Source organism: Chakrabartyella piscis (genome assembly GCA_030067835.1).
In the GTDB taxonomy this organism is placed as follows: Bacteria; Bacillota; Clostridia; order Lachnospirales; family Anaerotignaceae; genus Chakrabartyella; species Chakrabartyella piscis.
In genome coordinates this window covers 437,128-454,130 of the sequence record CP092441.1, presented here as the reverse complement: position 1 = coordinate 454,130, position 17,003 = coordinate 437,128, and the positions used below count along the sequence as shown (strand labels likewise).

Below are 17,003 nucleotides of genomic sequence, written 5' to 3'. Positions count from 1 at the left end.
TCAAATTATAAATCAAACAGGAGGTCTCTTATGAAAAAAACAACAAGTCTACTACTGGCAATCACTCTCATTGTGGGTATGGTTGGTACCTCTAGCATAAACGTTTCTGCTGCAACTGTGGAAGCCTATCATTTGAACCAACCCATCAACCGTGAAATTGTGGATCGCAATCAAATGAACCAACAAGCACCACAGGTAGAAACCAATCAAATTTACGATGACCCATATCTTTCTTATCAATGGGCAATTACAGAAACCGGTGCTGATTTGGCTTGGGAAAGCATCACCAACGATTCCAGTGTTTTGGTTGCAGTTGTGGATACGGGTGTGGATTATTCCCACGAAGATTTGGAAAACCGTGTGCGTGTGGATTTGGGTTACGATTTTGTAAACAACGATAGCGACCCAATAGATGACAATGGTCATGGTACACATGTTTCTGGTATCATTGCAGCAGAAGCCAACAATGGCGTTGGTATTTCTGGTATGGCTGGTGAATTGGATGTAAATATCATTCCCATTAAGGTCTTGGATGCAGATGGTGCTGGTGAAACTGCCAACATTGCCAAAGGTATTTTATACGCTGTGGAACAAGGTGCCAATGTCATCAATTTGAGTTTGGGTGCTGATGTGATCACACCAGAAGTGCGTTCTGCCATTGAAACTGCTTTGGAAGCCAATGTTTTCGTAGTTGTGGCTGCTGGCAATGATGGTACCCTTTGTGCTCCATTGTCCCTTGCAAATATAGATGGTGTATTCACAGTTTCTGCTGCTACAGTGGACAATTTGGTGGCTGAATTCTCCAATTATGGAGATTGCATTGATGCCTATGCACCTGGTGTGGATGTTTTGAGCACCTATTTGGATAATCAATATGCTTATCAAGATGGTACTAGCATGGCTGCTCCTGTGGTTTCTGGTGCTGCTGCAATCTTGCTTTCAGAAAATGCTGATTTGACTGTTGCAGAATTGACAGAGTTATTGCGAGACGATACTGCTGCAATTCCTGTTCCAACCACTCCAAATACACAAACAGCAATGCAAAACACACAAGTTGCAACACCAAACACACCGCCAACTTTGCAACCAATTGCCAGAATACAAGCAGTGCAAAACACACCTATGACCAATATGCCTGTCAACAATACACCTGTAACAACACAAACAACCATGCAATCTTCCATGACAACCAACTGTAACATCATCAATGTATATGAGGTGTTGCTGAAGGTGTTATCCTAATAATCTCAATTCAAGATGACAAAACCTAATATATTTCATCTTTATGTAGGGGTGGTCCTATGTGACCACCCGTTGTTTTTGGCATAGCAACGCATATCTTAAAATCCAGACCCATTTATTAGAAACTCCTAAATCTATTATTTTTTAAAGTTTATTTTAGGTTGGACTTATAAACTGAACAACGTCCATAACATATGGTTTACATAAAGTGACGAAACGAAAACAAAAACGGAGGTATGTAATATGAAAAGAAGAATCACAGCTTTGATGCTTTGCACTTGTGTTGGTTTGACTGCATGTGGCAGTTCCACCACCGAAACACCAGTGGAAGACAATAGCAACAGCACCACAACAACTGTTACAGCAAGTACCACAGGATTCAGTAGCCCAATTGTGACAACAGGTCAAACCACAACTTATGATGGTGATGGTAATGTCATAACCACATCTGCTGGTGATGCGTTCTATGGTCAAGATGGAGATTATGACAGTCTTGCTTTCTCCTTCACTTTGAATGACGATGGCACCACCTATGACAACAACACAGGTCTTACTTGGATCACCATTCCAGATGGTGGCAAAATGACATGGGAAGAAGCAGTTGCTTATTGCGAAAGCTTGACCATTGGTGGTTATGATGATTGGCGTTTGCCGACAGTAGAAGAACTCTTCTCCATCAGCGATTTCTCAACAGGCTGGCCTTATTTGGACACAGATTACTTTGCTTTTGATGAAACTGCTGACGATATGACCATGGCTGGTGGCATGCAAGATGGTTCTCCACAAGGTGGTTCTCCTCAAGGTGGCACAGGTGAAATGGCTGCTCCTGAAGGGGATATGGCAATGCAACAAGGTGGTGGCGGTCAAGGTGGTATGACTGATCGTGAAATGCCTGCTGAAGGTATGACTGGTGATATGGCAATGCAAGGTGGTCGTGAAATGACAGACACTGCTGGCGATATGGCTATGCAACAAGGTGGCATGGGTGGTCAACAAGCTGGTATGACTGGCGAACGTGAAATGATGGCTGAAGGCTCTGCTCCTGATGCTGCTATGCAACAAGGTGGTATGGGTGGTCAACAAGGTGGCATGTCTGGTGAACGTGAAATGCCTACTGATGCCCCTAGCGATATGGGTTCTGCTGAAATGGCACCTCCAATGGAAGGTTCTGCTGATGGCGATTCTATGGATGCAAACTCCAAAGAAGATGGTCAATATTGGACTGCTGAATACAACCAAGTAGAAGGCGATTCCAGATTGGGTGATATCGCATTTGGTGTCAACCACACAACAGGTCACATCAAAGCATATCCATCTGATACTGCTGTAATGGGCAAATATGTACGTGCTGTTCGTGGTGATGTATATGGTGCTGAAGATTACACAGACAATGGTGATGGCACTGTAACAGACAATGCATCTGGTTTGATGTGGATGGAAGTTGACCTTGGTGTTGCTGTGGATTGGGAAGAAGCTCTTACTTTGGCAGAAAGCTCTGAATTTGCAGATTATGACGACTGGAGATTGCCAGATGTGAAGGAATTGCAAAGTATTGTCAACTATGATGGTTCCTATCCAGCCATCAATCAAGATTATTTCTCTTGTACAGAACTGGCTGAAAACGAAAATTATTACTTCTGGACCAGCACTTCTGCTTACTTCAGTGAAATGTCACCTGATTATGATTCTGCATGGTATGTAGCATTTGGCTATACTTCACATGGTGCAGGTGCAGTCAGATTCTCACCAAAATATGAAGGTTCCTCTGCTTTGTCAGAAGGTGAAGATAATATTTTGAACTCTGTACGTTTGGTACGTAATGTAGATTAAAAGATATTCTATGAAACGATATTTCATTCAGACCATCAGCATTTGCTGGTGGTTTTATTTTGCTTATTTTCATGCTCCCAATTAAACTGAATGCAACCTAATTTATATAGTGTAGGGTACGCATTGTATGCGTACCGAAAATTGTTCATGTAAAGCCCCTTTATCTTGAAGTGAAAATAAAAAAACAGCCCTATACAAAATATAAGGCTGTTTCCATTTCCATTGATTCTATTACAAGTGGGTTATACTCTTATTCACCAACATGGATTGGTTTCAAGTTCCAAATGTCTTTTGCATATTCACCAATGGTTCTATCACTGGAGAATTTACCGCTTTTTGCAACATTGATGATTGCCATTTTTGCCCATTTGTCTGCATCACGATATGCAGCATCCACTTCCCAGTAAGCTCTGGAATAATCCGCATAATCTTCCAAAACGAAGTATTCATCAGCTCTGCTACCACCATAACCATTGAGCAACGCATCGTAGATTTCTCTGAATTGTTCTGTATTTTCATGGAAAGTACCATCAATCAAAGAAGTCATAGCCATACGTACTTCTTGGTTCATGTTGTAGATGCTCCATGGGTCATAATGGTCGTTGTATTTTGCATGAACTTCTTCTGCACTCATACCAAAGATGAAGATGTTTTCTGCGCCAACTTCTTCAAAGATTTCCACATTTGCACCATCCATAGTACCAATGGTCAAAGCACCGTTTAGCATAAATTTCATGTTACCTGTACCAGATGCTTCTTTACCAGCTGTGGAGATTTGTTCACTGACATCAGCAGCAGGAATCATCAGTTCTGCCAAGGAAACTCTGTAGTTTTCCATAAACACAACTTTGATTTTGCCTTCGATGGATGGATCGTTGTTCACCACTTCTGCAACGCTATTGATGAGCTCAATGATGAGTTTTGCACGTCTATAACCAGCAGCAGCTTTTGCACCAAAGATAAAGGTTCTTGGCATCATATCCATACCTGGGTTCATTTTCAATCTATTGTACAAGCCAATGATATGCAACACATTGAGCAATTGACGTTTGTATTCATGCAATCTCTTCACTTGGATATCAAAGATACTTTCTGGATTGATGACAATGCCTTTTGTTCTCAAAATGTAGTCTGCCAACGCTTGTTTGTTTGCTTTTTTCACTTCCATGAAGGATTTTTTGAAAGCTGCATCATCTGCATATGGAATCAAGTTTTCCAAACCAGACAATTCTTTCACCCAGTCATAACCAATCTTTTCACCTACAAGAGCAGACAATTTTGGATTTGCATGCAACAACCATCTTCTTTGGGTGATACCATTTGTTTTGTTGTTGAATTTTTCTGGATAGAGTTCATAGAAATCACGAAGTTCTTGGCTTTTCAAGATTTCTGTATGCAAAGCAGCAACACCATTCACGGAGTGACCACCTACAATTGCCATATGTGCCATACGAATTTGTCCATCTGCTACAATTGCCATGTTATGGATTTTTTCGTAGTCATTTCCATAAGTTTCAATGAGTTCAGCACAGAAACGTCTGTTGATTTCTTCGATGATTTGGTAAATACGTGGCAACAATCTGCTGAACAAGTCCACTGGCCATTTTTCCAATGCTTCAGACAAAATGGTATGGTTTGTGTATGCACACACTTTGGTTGTGATTGCCCAAGCGTGATCCCATTCCAATTCATATTCATCAATCAATACACGCATCAACTCTGCAACTGCAATGGAAGGATGTGTGTCATTGAGTTGGAACGCAACTCTTTCTGGCAACATATCCCAATCGGAATCACGTTTTAAAAATCTTGCGATAACACGTTGTACTGTTGCAGAAATGAAGAAGTATTGTTGGCTCAAACGCAACTCTTTACCTGCATAATGTTCGTCTGCTGGATACAAAACATCTGTGAGTGTTTTTGCTAAAACTTGTTCTTTACCTGCTTTTTCGTAATCCCCTTCATTGAAGGATTGCAAGTTGAATTTGTTCTTTGCTTCTGCATCCCACAAACGAAGTGTATTGACAGTACCATTGTCGCAACCAATAACAGGGTAGTCATAAGGTGTTGCAACGATACAGTTGTAATCTTTTTGTTCAAATTTATAGGTGCCATCTTCTTTTTTGACTGCTTGTACAGTACCACCAAATTTGACATCTACAGAATATTCGCTTCTACGAATACCCCAAGGATCGCCATTTTTCAACCAGTTATCAGGCAATTCCACTTGTTTTTTGTCTTGCAATTGTTGTTCAAAAATACCATAGTGGTAACGGATACCACAACCGTATGCTGGCAATTCCATAGTTGCCAAAGAATCCAAGAAACAAGCAGCCAAACGTCCCAAACCACCATTGCCAAGACCCGGATCTGGTTCTGCATCTTCCACTGCGTTGTAATCTACGCCCAATTCTTCAAATACTTCTTTGATTTCTTTGTCAAGTCCCAAGCTAATCATTGCATTGCCAAGGAAACGACCCATCAAAAATTCCATGGAAAGATAGTACACAATTTTAGGGTTTTGGTCTGCATAGGCATCGTGTGTTTCAATCCATTGGTCTGTCACCAAATCACGAAGTGTGAATACAGTTGCTTGGTAAATTTCTTCTGGTGTTGCGGTTTCCAAAGTTCTACGGTACAAAGTTTTTACATTTTCTCTAATGCGTTGTTTCAATTCATCTTTGCTCATTTTTTGCATGTGAACGCCTCCAATATATACAATTCCCTTGGTTGTAATCCAACCAATCTGTCGACACAATCGTATAACAGTGATATGGATGAATCTATGTTGCAATGCCCAGTTACAACATCTCCCCATGTATCCCAATATCACACAATCTTTCATCATTATAACAAAGGCATTTCCCATTTGCAAATAAAATCCCTTTAATTATTGGTAAAATATAAGCAAAGTTCCAAGCAAAAAGCCTACAATTCCGCCAAAGGCAATGGCAAAATATTCCTTACGATAGGTGATATCAGGTAAAATTGCACTTGCAGCATAGTATAAACCCATGCCACCTAACACACCATGAACAAAACCAAAGGAAACACCACACAAAATGGTCACACAACAAAAAAATAGAATTGGTGACACAATTCGCTCCAAAAACCTTGGTAAATAAGACTCTACACCACTTCCAAGCAAAATTCCAAGGAGTACAAAAACAGTTGCAACTGCCACTTGTCGCTGGAAAATTTCAGGCAAATAGAAAAAGCAATACTGTGCCAAAAAGATACCTTCTAGAAATGTGAAGAACCAATCCATATGCCAATGCTTCACTTTGCAAATCCAAAACAATAGTACATATATGGGTGCTATCCACCAAATTTCCATATCCATCCCTCCAAAACCATATAGAATAGTGTATGGGTGTTGGAAAGAAATCATGACGAAATGGCAGGTATATTGTGAACGAAATAAAAAACACCCCACAGCTACAAGAGCCATGGAGTGCCATTTCACGCATTGACAAATACACAAAAATATGGTATTGTATGCGCAAAGGATGCTGCCTTTGGTCAGGCGGTTAGTCCAAATCATGTGGAACCGCTTAACTTTTGTTAGGCGGCTTTTTTATTTCTTGCGTAAACACAAGGAAATAATCGCTACAATCAGTATACCCAGTTGAAACAACTCAGAGTATGTAATCATATGCATCACCTCCCTTCTAACTAGGAAGTGACCAACCGCCAAACAGCATTCCATTTCATATTATACATCAAAATCTGACAATATACAACCATATGCCCCATTTCATCCCAATAAAAAAACCGATGTTTCCACCGGTTGATTATCCTTATTAAAATTAAAATTGAAATACAATTCCAATCACAGCACCTATGACAATGATTGCAATGGGATGTATTTTCTTTTTCTTGGTCAAAATCAGCATTGCCACAAACAAAATGCATTCTTTCACACCAATCCAACTACTGATATTTTCCAAAGATACCACTTCAACTGCATCCAAATGGAACAAAGAAGTCAGCAAAACACTACATCCAGCAGATGCAATAAGCCCTGTTACCGCTGGTCGCAACGTATAAAACACTTCTTCTACATGCTTATTTTTACGGAATTTTTCCAAGAATTTAGACACCCAAATAATGATGATGACAGAAGGCAAAACCAAACCAAATGTAGCTGTAATACTGCCCAAAACACTACCAAATTGGAAGCCTGTATAGGTTGCCATATTCACACCCATAGGTCCTGGTGTGGATTCTGAAATGGCGATCATATCCGAAATGGCTTCTGTTGTGAACCAAGGGTATTTTTCTGCTAAGCGATACAAAAATGGCAAAGTTGCCAAGCCGCCACCAACAGAAAACAAACCAATTTCAAAGAATTCCCAGAACAAAGTCAAAAAACCTGTCATTGTTTGGCGCCTCCTTTGTAACCCATTTTACCAAGGAATAAACCAAAAACAGTTGCACCAAATACAATCCATGCAGGTGAAATTGTGGTACAAGTTGCAATGAAAAATGCCACAAACACCACACAAACACAAAGTTTATCCACTACAGATTTCTTCCACATTCCAGAAACTGCATTGTAAATCAACACACCCACCACTACACGAATGGCGCCAAATGCATGTTGCACCACTGGCAAATCTGCAAATCCATTCAGGACAGAAGAAATAATCATGACGATGATGATAGATGGTGTGATGGCACCTAGAGTTGCAAAAATAGCACCCAAAACACCCTTTTGTTTGTAGCCTACAAATGTGGCTGTGTTCACAAAAATAATACCTGGTGTACATTGACCAATGGCGAAATAATCCAAAATTTCATCTTCTGTTGACCAACCTCTTTTTTCTACAACTTCTTGTTGCAACAATGGTAACATGGCATAGCCACCACCAAAGGTAAATGCACCTATGCGTGAAAAAGAAGTAAATAATTGCCAAAGTATGTTCATAAAACACCTCGAATTTTTGATGTAGTATTGATTTTTGTAGGGGCAGCCCTATGTGGCTACCCGTATCAATTGCGTATATATTTCACTCTGCAAAGCCACTTGCTTTCATTTTCTCCATTTGGTCTGTGGTAACCAGTGCGTTCATCACTTCATCCAAATCACCACCGAGTATAGACTCAATTTTATGGAGTGTCAAGCCAATTCTATGGTCTGTGACACGTCCTTGTGGGAAGTTATAGGTACGAATGCGTTCACTTCTATCTCCTGTACCCACTTGGGATTTACGTTCTGCAGAGATGGCAGCGTCATATGCTTCACGTTCCCTTGCATACAAACGAGCATACAACACCTTCAATGCTTGATCCTTATTTTTCAATTGGGATTTTTCATTTTGACAAGAAACCGTGATTCCTGTTGGCAAATGGGTCATACGCACAGCAGAATCTGTTGTATTGACACACTGGCCACCATTTCCCGATGCACGAAATACATCAATACGCACATCGTTCATATCGATTTGCACATCCAATGCTTCTGCTTCTGGCATAACCGCCACTGTAACTGTGGAAGTATGGATTCTACCACCGCTTTCTGTGGTTGGGATACGTTGCACACGATGGACACCGCTTTCGTATTTCAAACGAGAATAGGCACCCTTACCTGTAATCATAAAGGAGACTTCTTTATACCCACCCAAGTCGCTTTCGCTGATGTTCATGATTTCTGTTTTCCAACGTCTGGCGTCTGCGTATCTTGCGTACATACGGAACAAATCGCCTGCGAACAATGCCGCTTCATCGCCACCAGCACCACCACGAATTTCCACAATGACATTTTTATCGTCATTAGGGTCTTTTGGTAGTAATAAGATAGTCACTTCTTTCTCCAATTCCACCAAACGAGATTTGCTTTCTGATAACTCTTCCTTCACCAATTCACGCATCTCATCGTCTAGTTTTTCTGCCAGCATTTCCAAACTTTCCTCGATGGTTGCTGTCAATTGTTGGTATTCTTGATACCCCTCCATAAGAGGTGTCATATCGCTATATTCTTTCATCAGTTGACGCCATTTTGTCTGGTTTGCAATGACATCTGGGTCATTGATTTGATCTGCCAACTGGATGTATTTTCCTTCTAATTCTGCCAAACGTTCAAACATATTTTCACCTCTTTAAAAATCAAGTGCAAGACCGTGGGACTCTGCCCCACTCCCCGCAAAACTTTGAAAAGTTTTGATTCAAACTTTATAGGTGGTCAATACTTGACCACAGGGATATTATCATTATGATTTACGGGCAGCCACACAGGGCAGCCCCTACAATGATATCGTATTTATGTGTTGTGGTAATTTATAATGGTACATGTAGGCATCGTATCCTATAATACTGGAGGATGATATCCTCCCCTACAATGATATCGTATTTATGTGTTGTGGTAATTTATAATGGTACATGTAGGCATCGTATCCTATAATACTGGAGGATGATATCCTCCCCTACAAGATATCTCAAATCAAATTTCATTGCAAAAATATAATTTTTGCCTTAATAATCGGGTCAAGCGTCGCACGCTTGTAGGGGTATTGGGGACTAGTCCCCAAGGTCTTATCTTTTGATTTTGACCTTTATCTTTTGATCTGCCATTTTCCATAGACAACTCTATCCAGTCCAGCCAAGTCCTGTTCCACTATACAATGGACAAAGCCACGTGTTTCCATCAATTCTTGGACGTCTGACCCTTGGTCATAACCAATTTCAAAGAACAACCAACCGCCATCTTTCAAGTAATTGGGTGCTTGTTCTGTAATTTGACGATAGAAAATCAATCCATCTACGCCACCATCCAATGCATTTCGTGGTTCGAAATCCTTAACCTCTGGCATCAATTCTTCCACCACTTTTGCTTGGATATAAGGTGGATTGGATACGATACAATCAAAGGTTTGATTGGGTAAATTGGTGAACAAATCACTTTCCAACCATGTCACATCCACATTGTTGTCTGTGCCATTTTTTCTAGCATATGCCAAAGCTTTGGGGCTAATGTCCACACCAATTGCTTGCATATTTCCATAGTATGCCAAAGAAATGGGAATACATCCAGAACCTGTGCCAAAATCCACCACTGTTCGCAAATCTTCAACCTTTGCAACTGCAAGCACTCGTTCCACCAAGATTTCGGTATCTGCTCTTGGTATGAGAACTCCTTCTCCAACAGAAAAAGGCAAACCCATAAATCCACAGTGACCAATGATATATTGCAATGGTCGATTTTGCAGGCGTTCACCTATCCATGTTTCGTATATTGCCACCCAATCCTCAGTCGCTTCTTGATCACCATCAATCAACAAAGAAACCCTTGATAAGCCAGTCGCTTCCATCAAAAGCCACTCTGCTTCAAAGACAGCATTTTCTTTTTTTGCCACACGCAATGCATCTTTACCCTCTTGCAAAAGGGTTGCAATGGTCTTATTCTTCTGATTTGGTTTCATCTGATTCGATTCCTTCTGACTCATTTTCTTCTGGTTCCACTGCCAAAACGCCTTTCATAGCTGCAATTGCTGTTTCAATTTGCGCACCATCTGGCTCTGCTGTTGTAATCTTTTGTAAGCATAAACCAGGCTTGCTGATCCATTCTACAATCTTGCTTTCAGAATTGCCAGCCCAACGAATCACTTCATAGGAAATGCCTGCAACAAAAGGCACCAACACAATTCGAGATGCAAAACGCATCCAAATGCTATCGGTTTGTACAAAGAAGAATACGATCATACTGATGACCATAACAAACAACAAAAAGCTGGTACCACAACGTTTGTGGAGTCTGGTACATGGCAAAACGTTTTCCACAGTGAGCTCTTTACCACTTTCAAAACAACTGATGGTTTTATGCTCTGCACCGTGGTATTGGAACACACGTTGGATATCTTTCATACGTGAAATGAGGAACAAATACACCAAGAAAATCACAATTCTCAGCAAGCCTTCTACAACGCCCAATGCCCATACAGGGATAAAGGTTTTGAAGAAGCTACCCAACCAAACAGGCAACAGCATAAACAAGCCAACACCCAAAACCATAGACAACGCAACACTGATGTAAATCAATATATCGTTGACTTTATCTCCCAATTTATCCACAATCCATTGTTCTGTTTTGGACAATTCTTCATCTGCCCAATCTTCACCAGCAATTTCAGCAGAACGCATCATAATTTTGGTGCCTGTGATCAAAGAATCCACAAAAGCCGCCATACCACGAAAAATAGGCAAACGGAATAGCTTTTTGTGTTGCAACACACCCACTTCTTTGGTTTCCAAAACGATTTCGCCTTCTGGATTTCTCACTGCCATTGCATATATTTTTTTGCCACGCATCATAACACCTTCGATGACTGCCTGACCACCTATGTTTGTTTTTTTCATTTGTGTACCCTCCTTTTAAGACCTTGGGACTCTGTCATCACTTTGCAAGCAAAGCCACCGCCTACAATTGCTTTCCATTGGTGATTGCGGTTGGGTCAAGACCCACCCCTACGAAATTCATTATTTCATATCGTTATATTTCAGCAATAGAAGCCATCACTCTTACCATTGCTTATTTCCATTTCTTGTTGCGGTTGATTCGTGAATCAACCCTACACGCACTTGCGATTCGCCTTTAGCCCATCTTTTATAACGGGTCAAGCGTCGCACGCTTGCAGGGTGGATGGGACAGAGTCCCGTCGGTCTTAATCTTTTGACCTTGTCTTTATCCCTTTCTTTGGCAATAGGGCAATTATTTTTACCATATTGCGAAAAAAAGGGCGGGACATATGCCCCAACCCTTTTGCAGTCAAAATTATTTTCTGCCGTATTTTTTGTTGAATTTTTCCACACGTCCGCCTGCTTCCAAAAGGAGTTTTTGACTACCTGTGTAGAAAGGATGGCATTTGGAGCAAACTTCTACTTTGATTTCTTGGTTTGTAGAACCTGTTACAAATTCATTACCACAGTTACATCTTACTGTTACTTGGTTGTATTGTGGATGGATACCTTCTCTCATGCTTTTTCACCTCATTCTTTAGATTTGTTGATCAATAATCATGTTATTTACAGACAACATCAATATATTACCATACATCACACAGCATTGCAATAACAATTCGTGTTTTTTCTACGGTTTTTCCAAAGAAATCGCCTTATTTATCCAAAAGTCCACGAGCCTTTTCCAATACTGGCAAACGCTCCATAAACTCCTCATTTGTTTTGCTTTTGCGCATCAAATCATAGAACCCTTCAATCATTTCCATTTGGCTGAGAGATGAGGACATACGTCGCAAAATATAATTACACTCCAGCTCTTTTTCTGTGAGCAATTTTTCTTCTCGTCTGGTGCCCGATTTGATGATATTCACTGCTGGGAAAATTCTGCGTTCAGATAACTTTCTGTCCAAAACCAATTCCATATTTCCAGTACCTTTGAACTCTTCAAAAATAACTTCATCCATCTTGCTACCTGTATCCACCAAAGCAGTTGCCAAAATAGTCAAGCTACCACCATTTTCAATATTTCTGGCAGCACCAAAGAATTTTTTGGGCATGTACAACGCTGCTGGATCCAATCCACCTGACAAAGTTCTGCCACTTGGTGGTATGGTCAAGTTATAGGCTCTTGCCAAACGTGTCAAACTATCCAACAAAATGACAAGGTCTTTTCCCTGTTCCACCATACGTTTTGCACGTTCCAGCACCATTTCTGTCACTCGTTTGTGGTGTTCTGGTTGTTCATCAAAGGTGGAATATACGATTTCTACATTTTCTCCTTCAATGGAACGTTGAATATCTGTCACTTCTTCTGGTCTTTCATCAATCAAAAGTACAATCAAATGGACTTCTTTGTGATTTTTGGTAATCGCATTTGCCATTTCTGTCAAAAGGACTGTTTTCCCAACCTTTGGTGGTGCCACAATCATACCACGTTGCCCTTTGCCCATTGGTGCACACAAATCTATGATTCTACCAGACAATTCTTCTCTGGTGGTTTCCAATTTGATTTTTTCTTCTGGGTAAATAGGTGTCAAGTCCTCAAAATTGGGACGTTTCACCACTTGTTCTGGATGATCGCCATTGACAGATTTTACGAATAACAACGCACCAAATTTTTCATTTTCACGTGCTACACGAATGGAACCTTTGACACTATCCCCTGTTTTCAAGCGAAATCTTCTGATTTGTGATGGGGATACATAAATATCGCCTGTACCTGGCAAAAAGTTTTGTGCTCGCAAAAAGCCAAATCCATCTGCCATCACTTCCAAAATACCTTCACCCACTTCGCCAGCTTCCATCAAACTTTCTTTGGTGGGTTTCACTGATTTTTCTATCTGAGCCACTGGTTTTTCAATTGGTGGTACTGGCTTTTCCACCACTTCTTCTACTGGTGTTGCTGCTGCTTTTTGGGCTTCTTGCTCTTTTTCATGACGTTCAATGTAAGCAATCAATTCGCCTTTTTTGAACACACTTACAGATTTGAGACCCATGTTCTTTGCAATTTCACGCAACTCCACCAATGTTTTACTTTGCAAATCTATCATTCTGTTGCTCCTATCTTGTTTTCTAGGAATTTTCAATTCTTTTCTAGGAATTTTCAATTCTTTTCTAGGAATTTTCAATTCTTTATCTAGGAATGGTCAATACTTGACCAACGCTCAAAGCATCGTTTTCTGTCATACCATTTGCAGACAAAATTTCAGCATATCTGGTGCCATCACCATATACTTTGGTTGCAATTGCCCAGAAACTATCGCCACTGACAACTGTGTAGGAATCCCCACTTGTCAAGGAAGAGCTGCTACTACTGCTGCTGCCACCACCAACATTTGTCACTTCACCAGCTTCACCCAAATCTTCTTCTGGCATTGTAATCACTGGATTTTGCAAAGATTCAATTTCTTCTTGCAAACGCATATTTTCCAATTGCAATTCTTCGTATTTTACAGTAATGTCTTCTGATTGTGTCACTTGTGCTTGCAATTCTTCCAATTGTGCAGAAGTACTGATGTTGCGATACATCAAAAATGCAATCAAAATCACTGCAACAATTGCCACAACAATCAAGATTTTACCCATTCTGCCTTCATCTTCATCATCATAATCGCTATACAAACGATCCAAATGTTCTTGTTTGGAACGTTCTGGTTCTCTTTGTGGTGCTGGACGTCTTTGTGGTGCACCATCGAAACGTTGTGCTTCTTCTGGTTTTCTTTGTGGACGTCTTTGTGGTGGTGCTGTTTGGCTACCCACATCTTCCATGGTGCGTGTTTTCTTTCTTGGTGGCATCACACTGACATAAGGTACTCTACTATCAAACTCGTCAATAGAAGGCACACTTTGTGGATTTCTGTTGATGATCAATTCTTGTGGTTCTTCACTCATATTTCTTGCACGTCTGGAAACGTATCTTGTAGGTTCGCCTTCTTGTTGTGGTTGTCTTTTGATACCTTCGATTTCAGAACCCACTCTTTGCATTCTTGCTTCACGCACTTCTTCCACATCTTCTCTTTGGGAGCTGCGATTCACATAGGAATCACGATTTTGTGGCACACGCCCTTGAGATTCACGACCTTGAGGCACACGCCCTTGTGCTTCACGATTTTGACGCAAAGGATGTGTTTGATCCAAATATGCTTTCACTTCATCGGAAATTTCACCTGGTTCTGTATATTGCCCAACTTCCCTTGCTCTGCTGGTTCTGCGAGCAACTGAATTTGAATTGACATTCCCTGTTCTATCATCCATCATATTATATACCTCCACAAGATATTCTAATTTTATTTATTTTACAAACTTCCCCAATGTACAAATTACCTTTATTGTATTATTTTACATTTTTCCACACTAAGTGTCAACAACACATGGGTCTGTTTCTGAAATAATTCAGAAAAAAATAAGATTTTTTATATTTTTCCATATACTTTCTACCTAAATATAATGAAAAAAATAATTTTGCTATATTTTTTCAAATAGCACATATTTGCATTTGCAATTAGTATGGATAATTTTTGTAAATTTATGCAAAAAGCCTTGATTCTACTGGAAAAGTGAAACTTGTACAAAAACAAAGTCTAGCAATCTTTTGGAAGTATGGTATAATAGACAAAAAGTATAGGGTTGATTCACGAATCAACCGTTTCCATATAACATCAACATCAAATATAAAAACAATCACTATAGAACCAGGAGGAGTCAACATGAGCAAAGCAGACGCAGTATTCATTGCAAATTGCAAACAAATATTGGAACATGGCATGTCCACAGAACAAGAAAAGGTACGTCCCAAATGGGAAGATGGTACTTCTGCCTACACCATCAAAACCTTTGGTGTTGTGAACCGCTACAACTTACAAGAGGAGTTTCCACTGCTCACATTGCGTGGCACCAATTGGAAAGCAGCCATTGATGAAATTCTTTGGATTTGGCAAAAGAAATCCAATAACATCAACGATTTGAACAGTAAAATTTGGGATTCTTGGGCAGATGCAGATGGCTCCATTGGCAAAGCATATGGATACCAATTGGCTGTGGAATATGACTTCAAACATGGTAAAATGGATCAGGTGGATAATGTGTTGTGGCAACTGAAGCACACACCTTATTCTCGTCGCATTATGACCAATATTTATAACTTTGCTGATTTGTCTGAAATGGGTTTGGAACCATGTGCCTATAGCATGACTTTCAATGTGGTTGGTGATACTTTAAATGCAATTTTGAACCAACGTTCTCAAGATACATTGGCTGCCAACAACTGGAATGTGGTGCAATATTCTGCACTCCTCATGATGTTTGCACAAGCATCTGGCTTGCAAGCTGGTGAATTGATTCATGTCATCAGCGATATGCACATTTACGATCGCCACGTGGATATCATCAAAGATTTGATTGCAAGAGAGTCTATGCCTGCACCAAAGGTACGTCTCAACCCAGATGTAACCAATTTCTATGAATTTACAGTAGACGATTTCATTGTGGAAGACTATCAACATGGTGCTCCTATTGGACGTGTGCCTGTTGCGGTATAAGGAGGATTTTATGGATTTGATTGTTGCAGTGGATGCAAATTGGGGTATTGGTCGAGATGGGGATTTGTTGCGTCCCATCAAAGGAGATTTGAAGCGTTTTCGTGAAATGACCACAGGAAATGTTTTGGTTTTGGGTAGAAAAACCTTGGAATCCTTCCCAAACAAAAAACCATTGCCCAAAAGAGAACACATTGTATTGACGCAAAACAAAGACTATGTTGCTGAAGGTGTCACCCTTTGTTATGGTTTGGAAGAATTGCCTGAAGTGCTTTCCAAATTTGCAGATGAAACCATTTTTGTCATTGGTGGTGGATCCATTTACAAACAATTGTTGCCCCATTGTAAGCGTGCATATATCACCAAAATACAAGCAGCTTATCCAGCCGATACCCACTTCCCAAATTTGGATGTGGATGCAAATTGGTCTGTTGTGGATACGGGTAAAGTTTTGGAAGAAGATGGTGTTTTGTATGCATTTGTTTGTTATGAAAACCAAGATGTACAAAGTTTTTAAAATACATTCATATAAGATTACGGGTGGATATGGAATCCACCCTACAAAATACAAACATCAATATTTCAACCTTTGTAGGGAGCGATGCCCTCATCGCTCCTTTTTGATTGCATCAATTCCAAAACAAAAGCAATAACACCAACAACAAAAGTCCACTATTTCCATTGCCACAACCTGTATCACACTCTGCATTACATCCACAGTTGCTGTTGCAACTACAATCGCAGTCACAATCACATTCTTTGGCTTTCAATTCCACTTCTGGTTCCATTTCTTTGCATTCTTCTTGCTTTTCTGGCATCACTTGTCTGGGATATCCTTGTGTAAACTGGGTTTGTCTGCCCACATTTCTACGATCTTGGTACATATACACATCACCTTTTTTTCTCATTTTTACAACTATATGTTGCAATTCACAAGAAAGT

Annotated in this window: 15 protein-coding genes; 4 read left to right on the top strand and 11 right to left on the bottom strand. The window is 40.2% G+C overall.

What is annotated here, in order from left to right; genetic code table 11:
* The first annotated feature begins 30 nt into the window (after positions 1 to 30).
* Positions 31 to 1,242 (top strand): S8 family peptidase, encoded by a 1,212-nt coding sequence (locus MJY40_RS01990; RefSeq protein ID WP_317855411.1) that lies wholly within the window; start codon positions 31 to 33, stop codon positions 1,240 to 1,242.
* A gap of 243 nt (positions 1,243 to 1,485) precedes the next feature.
* Positions 1,486 to 3,072, top strand: coding sequence for an Lcl C-terminal domain-containing protein (locus MJY40_RS01985; RefSeq protein ID WP_317855410.1), 1,587 nt, complete (start codon positions 1,486 to 1,488; stop codon positions 3,070 to 3,072).
* A gap of 250 nt (positions 3,073 to 3,322) precedes the next feature.
* Here MJY40_RS01985 and MJY40_RS01980 read toward each other — a convergent pair whose 3' ends face one another.
* The 10 genes from MJY40_RS01980 to MJY40_RS01935 all read right to left on the bottom strand — a co-directional run bounded on the left by MJY40_RS01980 (position 3,323) and on the right by MJY40_RS01935 (position 14,784).
* Positions 3,323 to 5,770 (bottom strand): glycogen/starch/alpha-glucan phosphorylase, encoded by a 2,448-nt coding sequence (locus tag MJY40_RS01980; protein ID WP_317855409.1) that lies wholly within the window; start codon positions 5,768 to 5,770, stop codon positions 3,323 to 3,325.
* A 192-nt stretch (positions 5,771 to 5,962) separates the two neighbouring features.
* Positions 5,963 to 6,409 carry a hypothetical protein gene (locus MJY40_RS01975; RefSeq protein WP_317855408.1) on the bottom strand — a complete coding sequence of 149 codons (447 nt, stop codon included), beginning with the start codon at positions 6,407 to 6,409 and terminating at the stop codon, positions 5,963 to 5,965.
* Between the two features lie 472 nt (positions 6,410 to 6,881).
* Positions 6,882 to 7,454, bottom strand: coding sequence for a chromate transporter (locus tag MJY40_RS01970; RefSeq protein WP_317855407.1), 573 nt, complete (start codon positions 7,452 to 7,454; stop codon positions 6,882 to 6,884).
* Positions 7,451 to 8,002 (bottom strand): chromate transporter, encoded by a 552-nt coding sequence (locus tag MJY40_RS01965; protein WP_317855406.1) that lies wholly within the window; start codon positions 8,000 to 8,002, stop codon positions 7,451 to 7,453. Before MJY40_RS01965 ends, MJY40_RS01970 begins: the two co-directional genes overlap by 4 nt.
* An 82-nt stretch (positions 8,003 to 8,084) precedes the next feature.
* On the bottom strand, positions 8,085 to 9,161 hold the full coding sequence (prfA, locus tag MJY40_RS01960) for a peptide chain release factor 1 (RefSeq protein ID WP_317855405.1): 1,077 nt from the start codon (positions 9,159 to 9,161) through the stop codon (positions 8,085 to 8,087).
* 465 nt (positions 9,162 to 9,626) lie between these two features.
* Complete coding sequence (prmC, locus tag MJY40_RS01955; protein ID WP_317855404.1) at positions 9,627 to 10,493, bottom strand: peptide chain release factor N(5)-glutamine methyltransferase; 867 nt, start codon at positions 10,491 to 10,493, stop codon at positions 9,627 to 9,629.
* Complete coding sequence (locus MJY40_RS01950; protein WP_317855403.1) at positions 10,471 to 11,427, bottom strand: DUF1385 domain-containing protein; 957 nt, start codon at positions 11,425 to 11,427, stop codon at positions 10,471 to 10,473. The genes prmC and MJY40_RS01950 overlap by 23 nt, the downstream gene beginning before the upstream one ends.
* Before the next feature lie 415 nt (positions 11,428 to 11,842).
* Entirely contained in the window at positions 11,843 to 12,046 is a 204-nt protein-coding gene (gene rpmE, locus MJY40_RS01945; RefSeq protein ID WP_317855402.1) for a 50S ribosomal protein L31, read from the bottom strand.
* A gap of 136 nt (positions 12,047 to 12,182) precedes the next feature.
* Entirely contained in the window at positions 12,183 to 13,577 is a 1,395-nt protein-coding gene (rho, locus tag MJY40_RS01940; protein WP_317855401.1) for a transcription termination factor Rho, read from the bottom strand.
* An 82-nt stretch (positions 13,578 to 13,659) separates the two neighbouring features.
* Positions 13,660 to 14,784 carry a LysM peptidoglycan-binding domain-containing protein gene (locus MJY40_RS01935; RefSeq protein WP_317855400.1) on the bottom strand — a complete coding sequence of 375 codons (1,125 nt, stop codon included), beginning with the start codon at positions 14,782 to 14,784 and terminating at the stop codon, positions 13,660 to 13,662.
* 449 nt (positions 14,785 to 15,233) lie between these two features.
* Between MJY40_RS01935 and thyA the strand changes: the two genes are divergently transcribed.
* Entirely contained in the window at positions 15,234 to 16,064 is an 831-nt protein-coding gene (gene thyA, locus MJY40_RS01930) for a thymidylate synthase (RefSeq protein WP_317855399.1), read from the top strand.
* A 10-nt stretch (positions 16,065 to 16,074) separates the two neighbouring features.
* Positions 16,075 to 16,578: a dihydrofolate reductase gene (locus MJY40_RS01925; RefSeq protein WP_317855398.1), complete on the top strand. Its 504-nt coding sequence runs from the start codon at positions 16,075 to 16,077 to the stop codon at positions 16,576 to 16,578.
* A gap of 112 nt (positions 16,579 to 16,690) precedes the next feature.
* Here MJY40_RS01925 and MJY40_RS01920 read toward each other — a convergent pair whose 3' ends face one another.
* A complete protein-coding gene (locus MJY40_RS01920) occupies positions 16,691 to 16,945 on the bottom strand; it encodes a hypothetical protein (RefSeq protein WP_317855397.1) in 255 nt (84 codons plus the stop codon).
* Positions 16,946 to 17,003 lie beyond the last annotated feature (58 nt).

Bases quoted from the DNA above. Each gene is read 5' to 3' on its own strand.
- MJY40_RS01970 (WP_317855407.1), bottom strand. From the start codon at position 7,454: ATGACAGGTTTTTTGACTTTGTTCTGGGAATTCTTTGAAATTGGTTTG.
- MJY40_RS01920 (WP_317855397.1), bottom strand. From the start codon at position 16,945: ATGTACCAAGATCGTAGAAATGTGGGCAGACAAACCCAGTTTACACAA.
- prfA (WP_317855405.1), bottom strand. From the start codon at position 9,161: ATGTTTGAACGTTTGGCAGAATTAGAAGGAAAATACATCCAGTTGGCA.
- rpmE (WP_317855402.1), bottom strand. From the start codon at position 12,046: ATGAGAGAAGGTATCCATCCACAATACAACCAAGTAACAGTAAGATGT.
- MJY40_RS01950 (WP_317855403.1), bottom strand. From the start codon at position 11,427: ATGAAAAAAACAAACATAGGTGGTCAGGCAGTCATCGAAGGTGTTATG.
- MJY40_RS01975 (WP_317855408.1), bottom strand. From the start codon at position 6,409: ATGGAAATTTGGTGGATAGCACCCATATATGTACTATTGTTTTGGATT.
- MJY40_RS01985 (WP_317855410.1), top strand. From the start codon at position 1,486: ATGAAAAGAAGAATCACAGCTTTGATGCTTTGCACTTGTGTTGGTTTG.
- thyA (WP_317855399.1), top strand. From the start codon at position 15,234: ATGAGCAAAGCAGACGCAGTATTCATTGCAAATTGCAAACAAATATTG.
- MJY40_RS01980 (WP_317855409.1), bottom strand. From the start codon at position 5,770: ATGCAAAAAATGAGCAAAGATGAATTGAAACAACGCATTAGAGAAAAT.
- prmC (WP_317855404.1), bottom strand. From the start codon at position 10,493: ATGAAACCAAATCAGAAGAATAAGACCATTGCAACCCTTTTGCAAGAG.
- MJY40_RS01925 (WP_317855398.1), top strand. From the start codon at position 16,075: ATGGATTTGATTGTTGCAGTGGATGCAAATTGGGGTATTGGTCGAGAT.
- rho (WP_317855401.1), bottom strand. From the start codon at position 13,577: ATGATAGATTTGCAAAGTAAAACATTGGTGGAGTTGCGTGAAATTGCA.
- MJY40_RS01990 (WP_317855411.1), top strand. From the start codon at position 31: ATGAAAAAAACAACAAGTCTACTACTGGCAATCACTCTCATTGTGGGT.
- MJY40_RS01935 (WP_317855400.1), bottom strand. From the start codon at position 14,784: ATGATGGATGATAGAACAGGGAATGTCAATTCAAATTCAGTTGCTCGC.
- MJY40_RS01965 (WP_317855406.1), bottom strand. From the start codon at position 8,002: ATGAACATACTTTGGCAATTATTTACTTCTTTTTCACGCATAGGTGCA.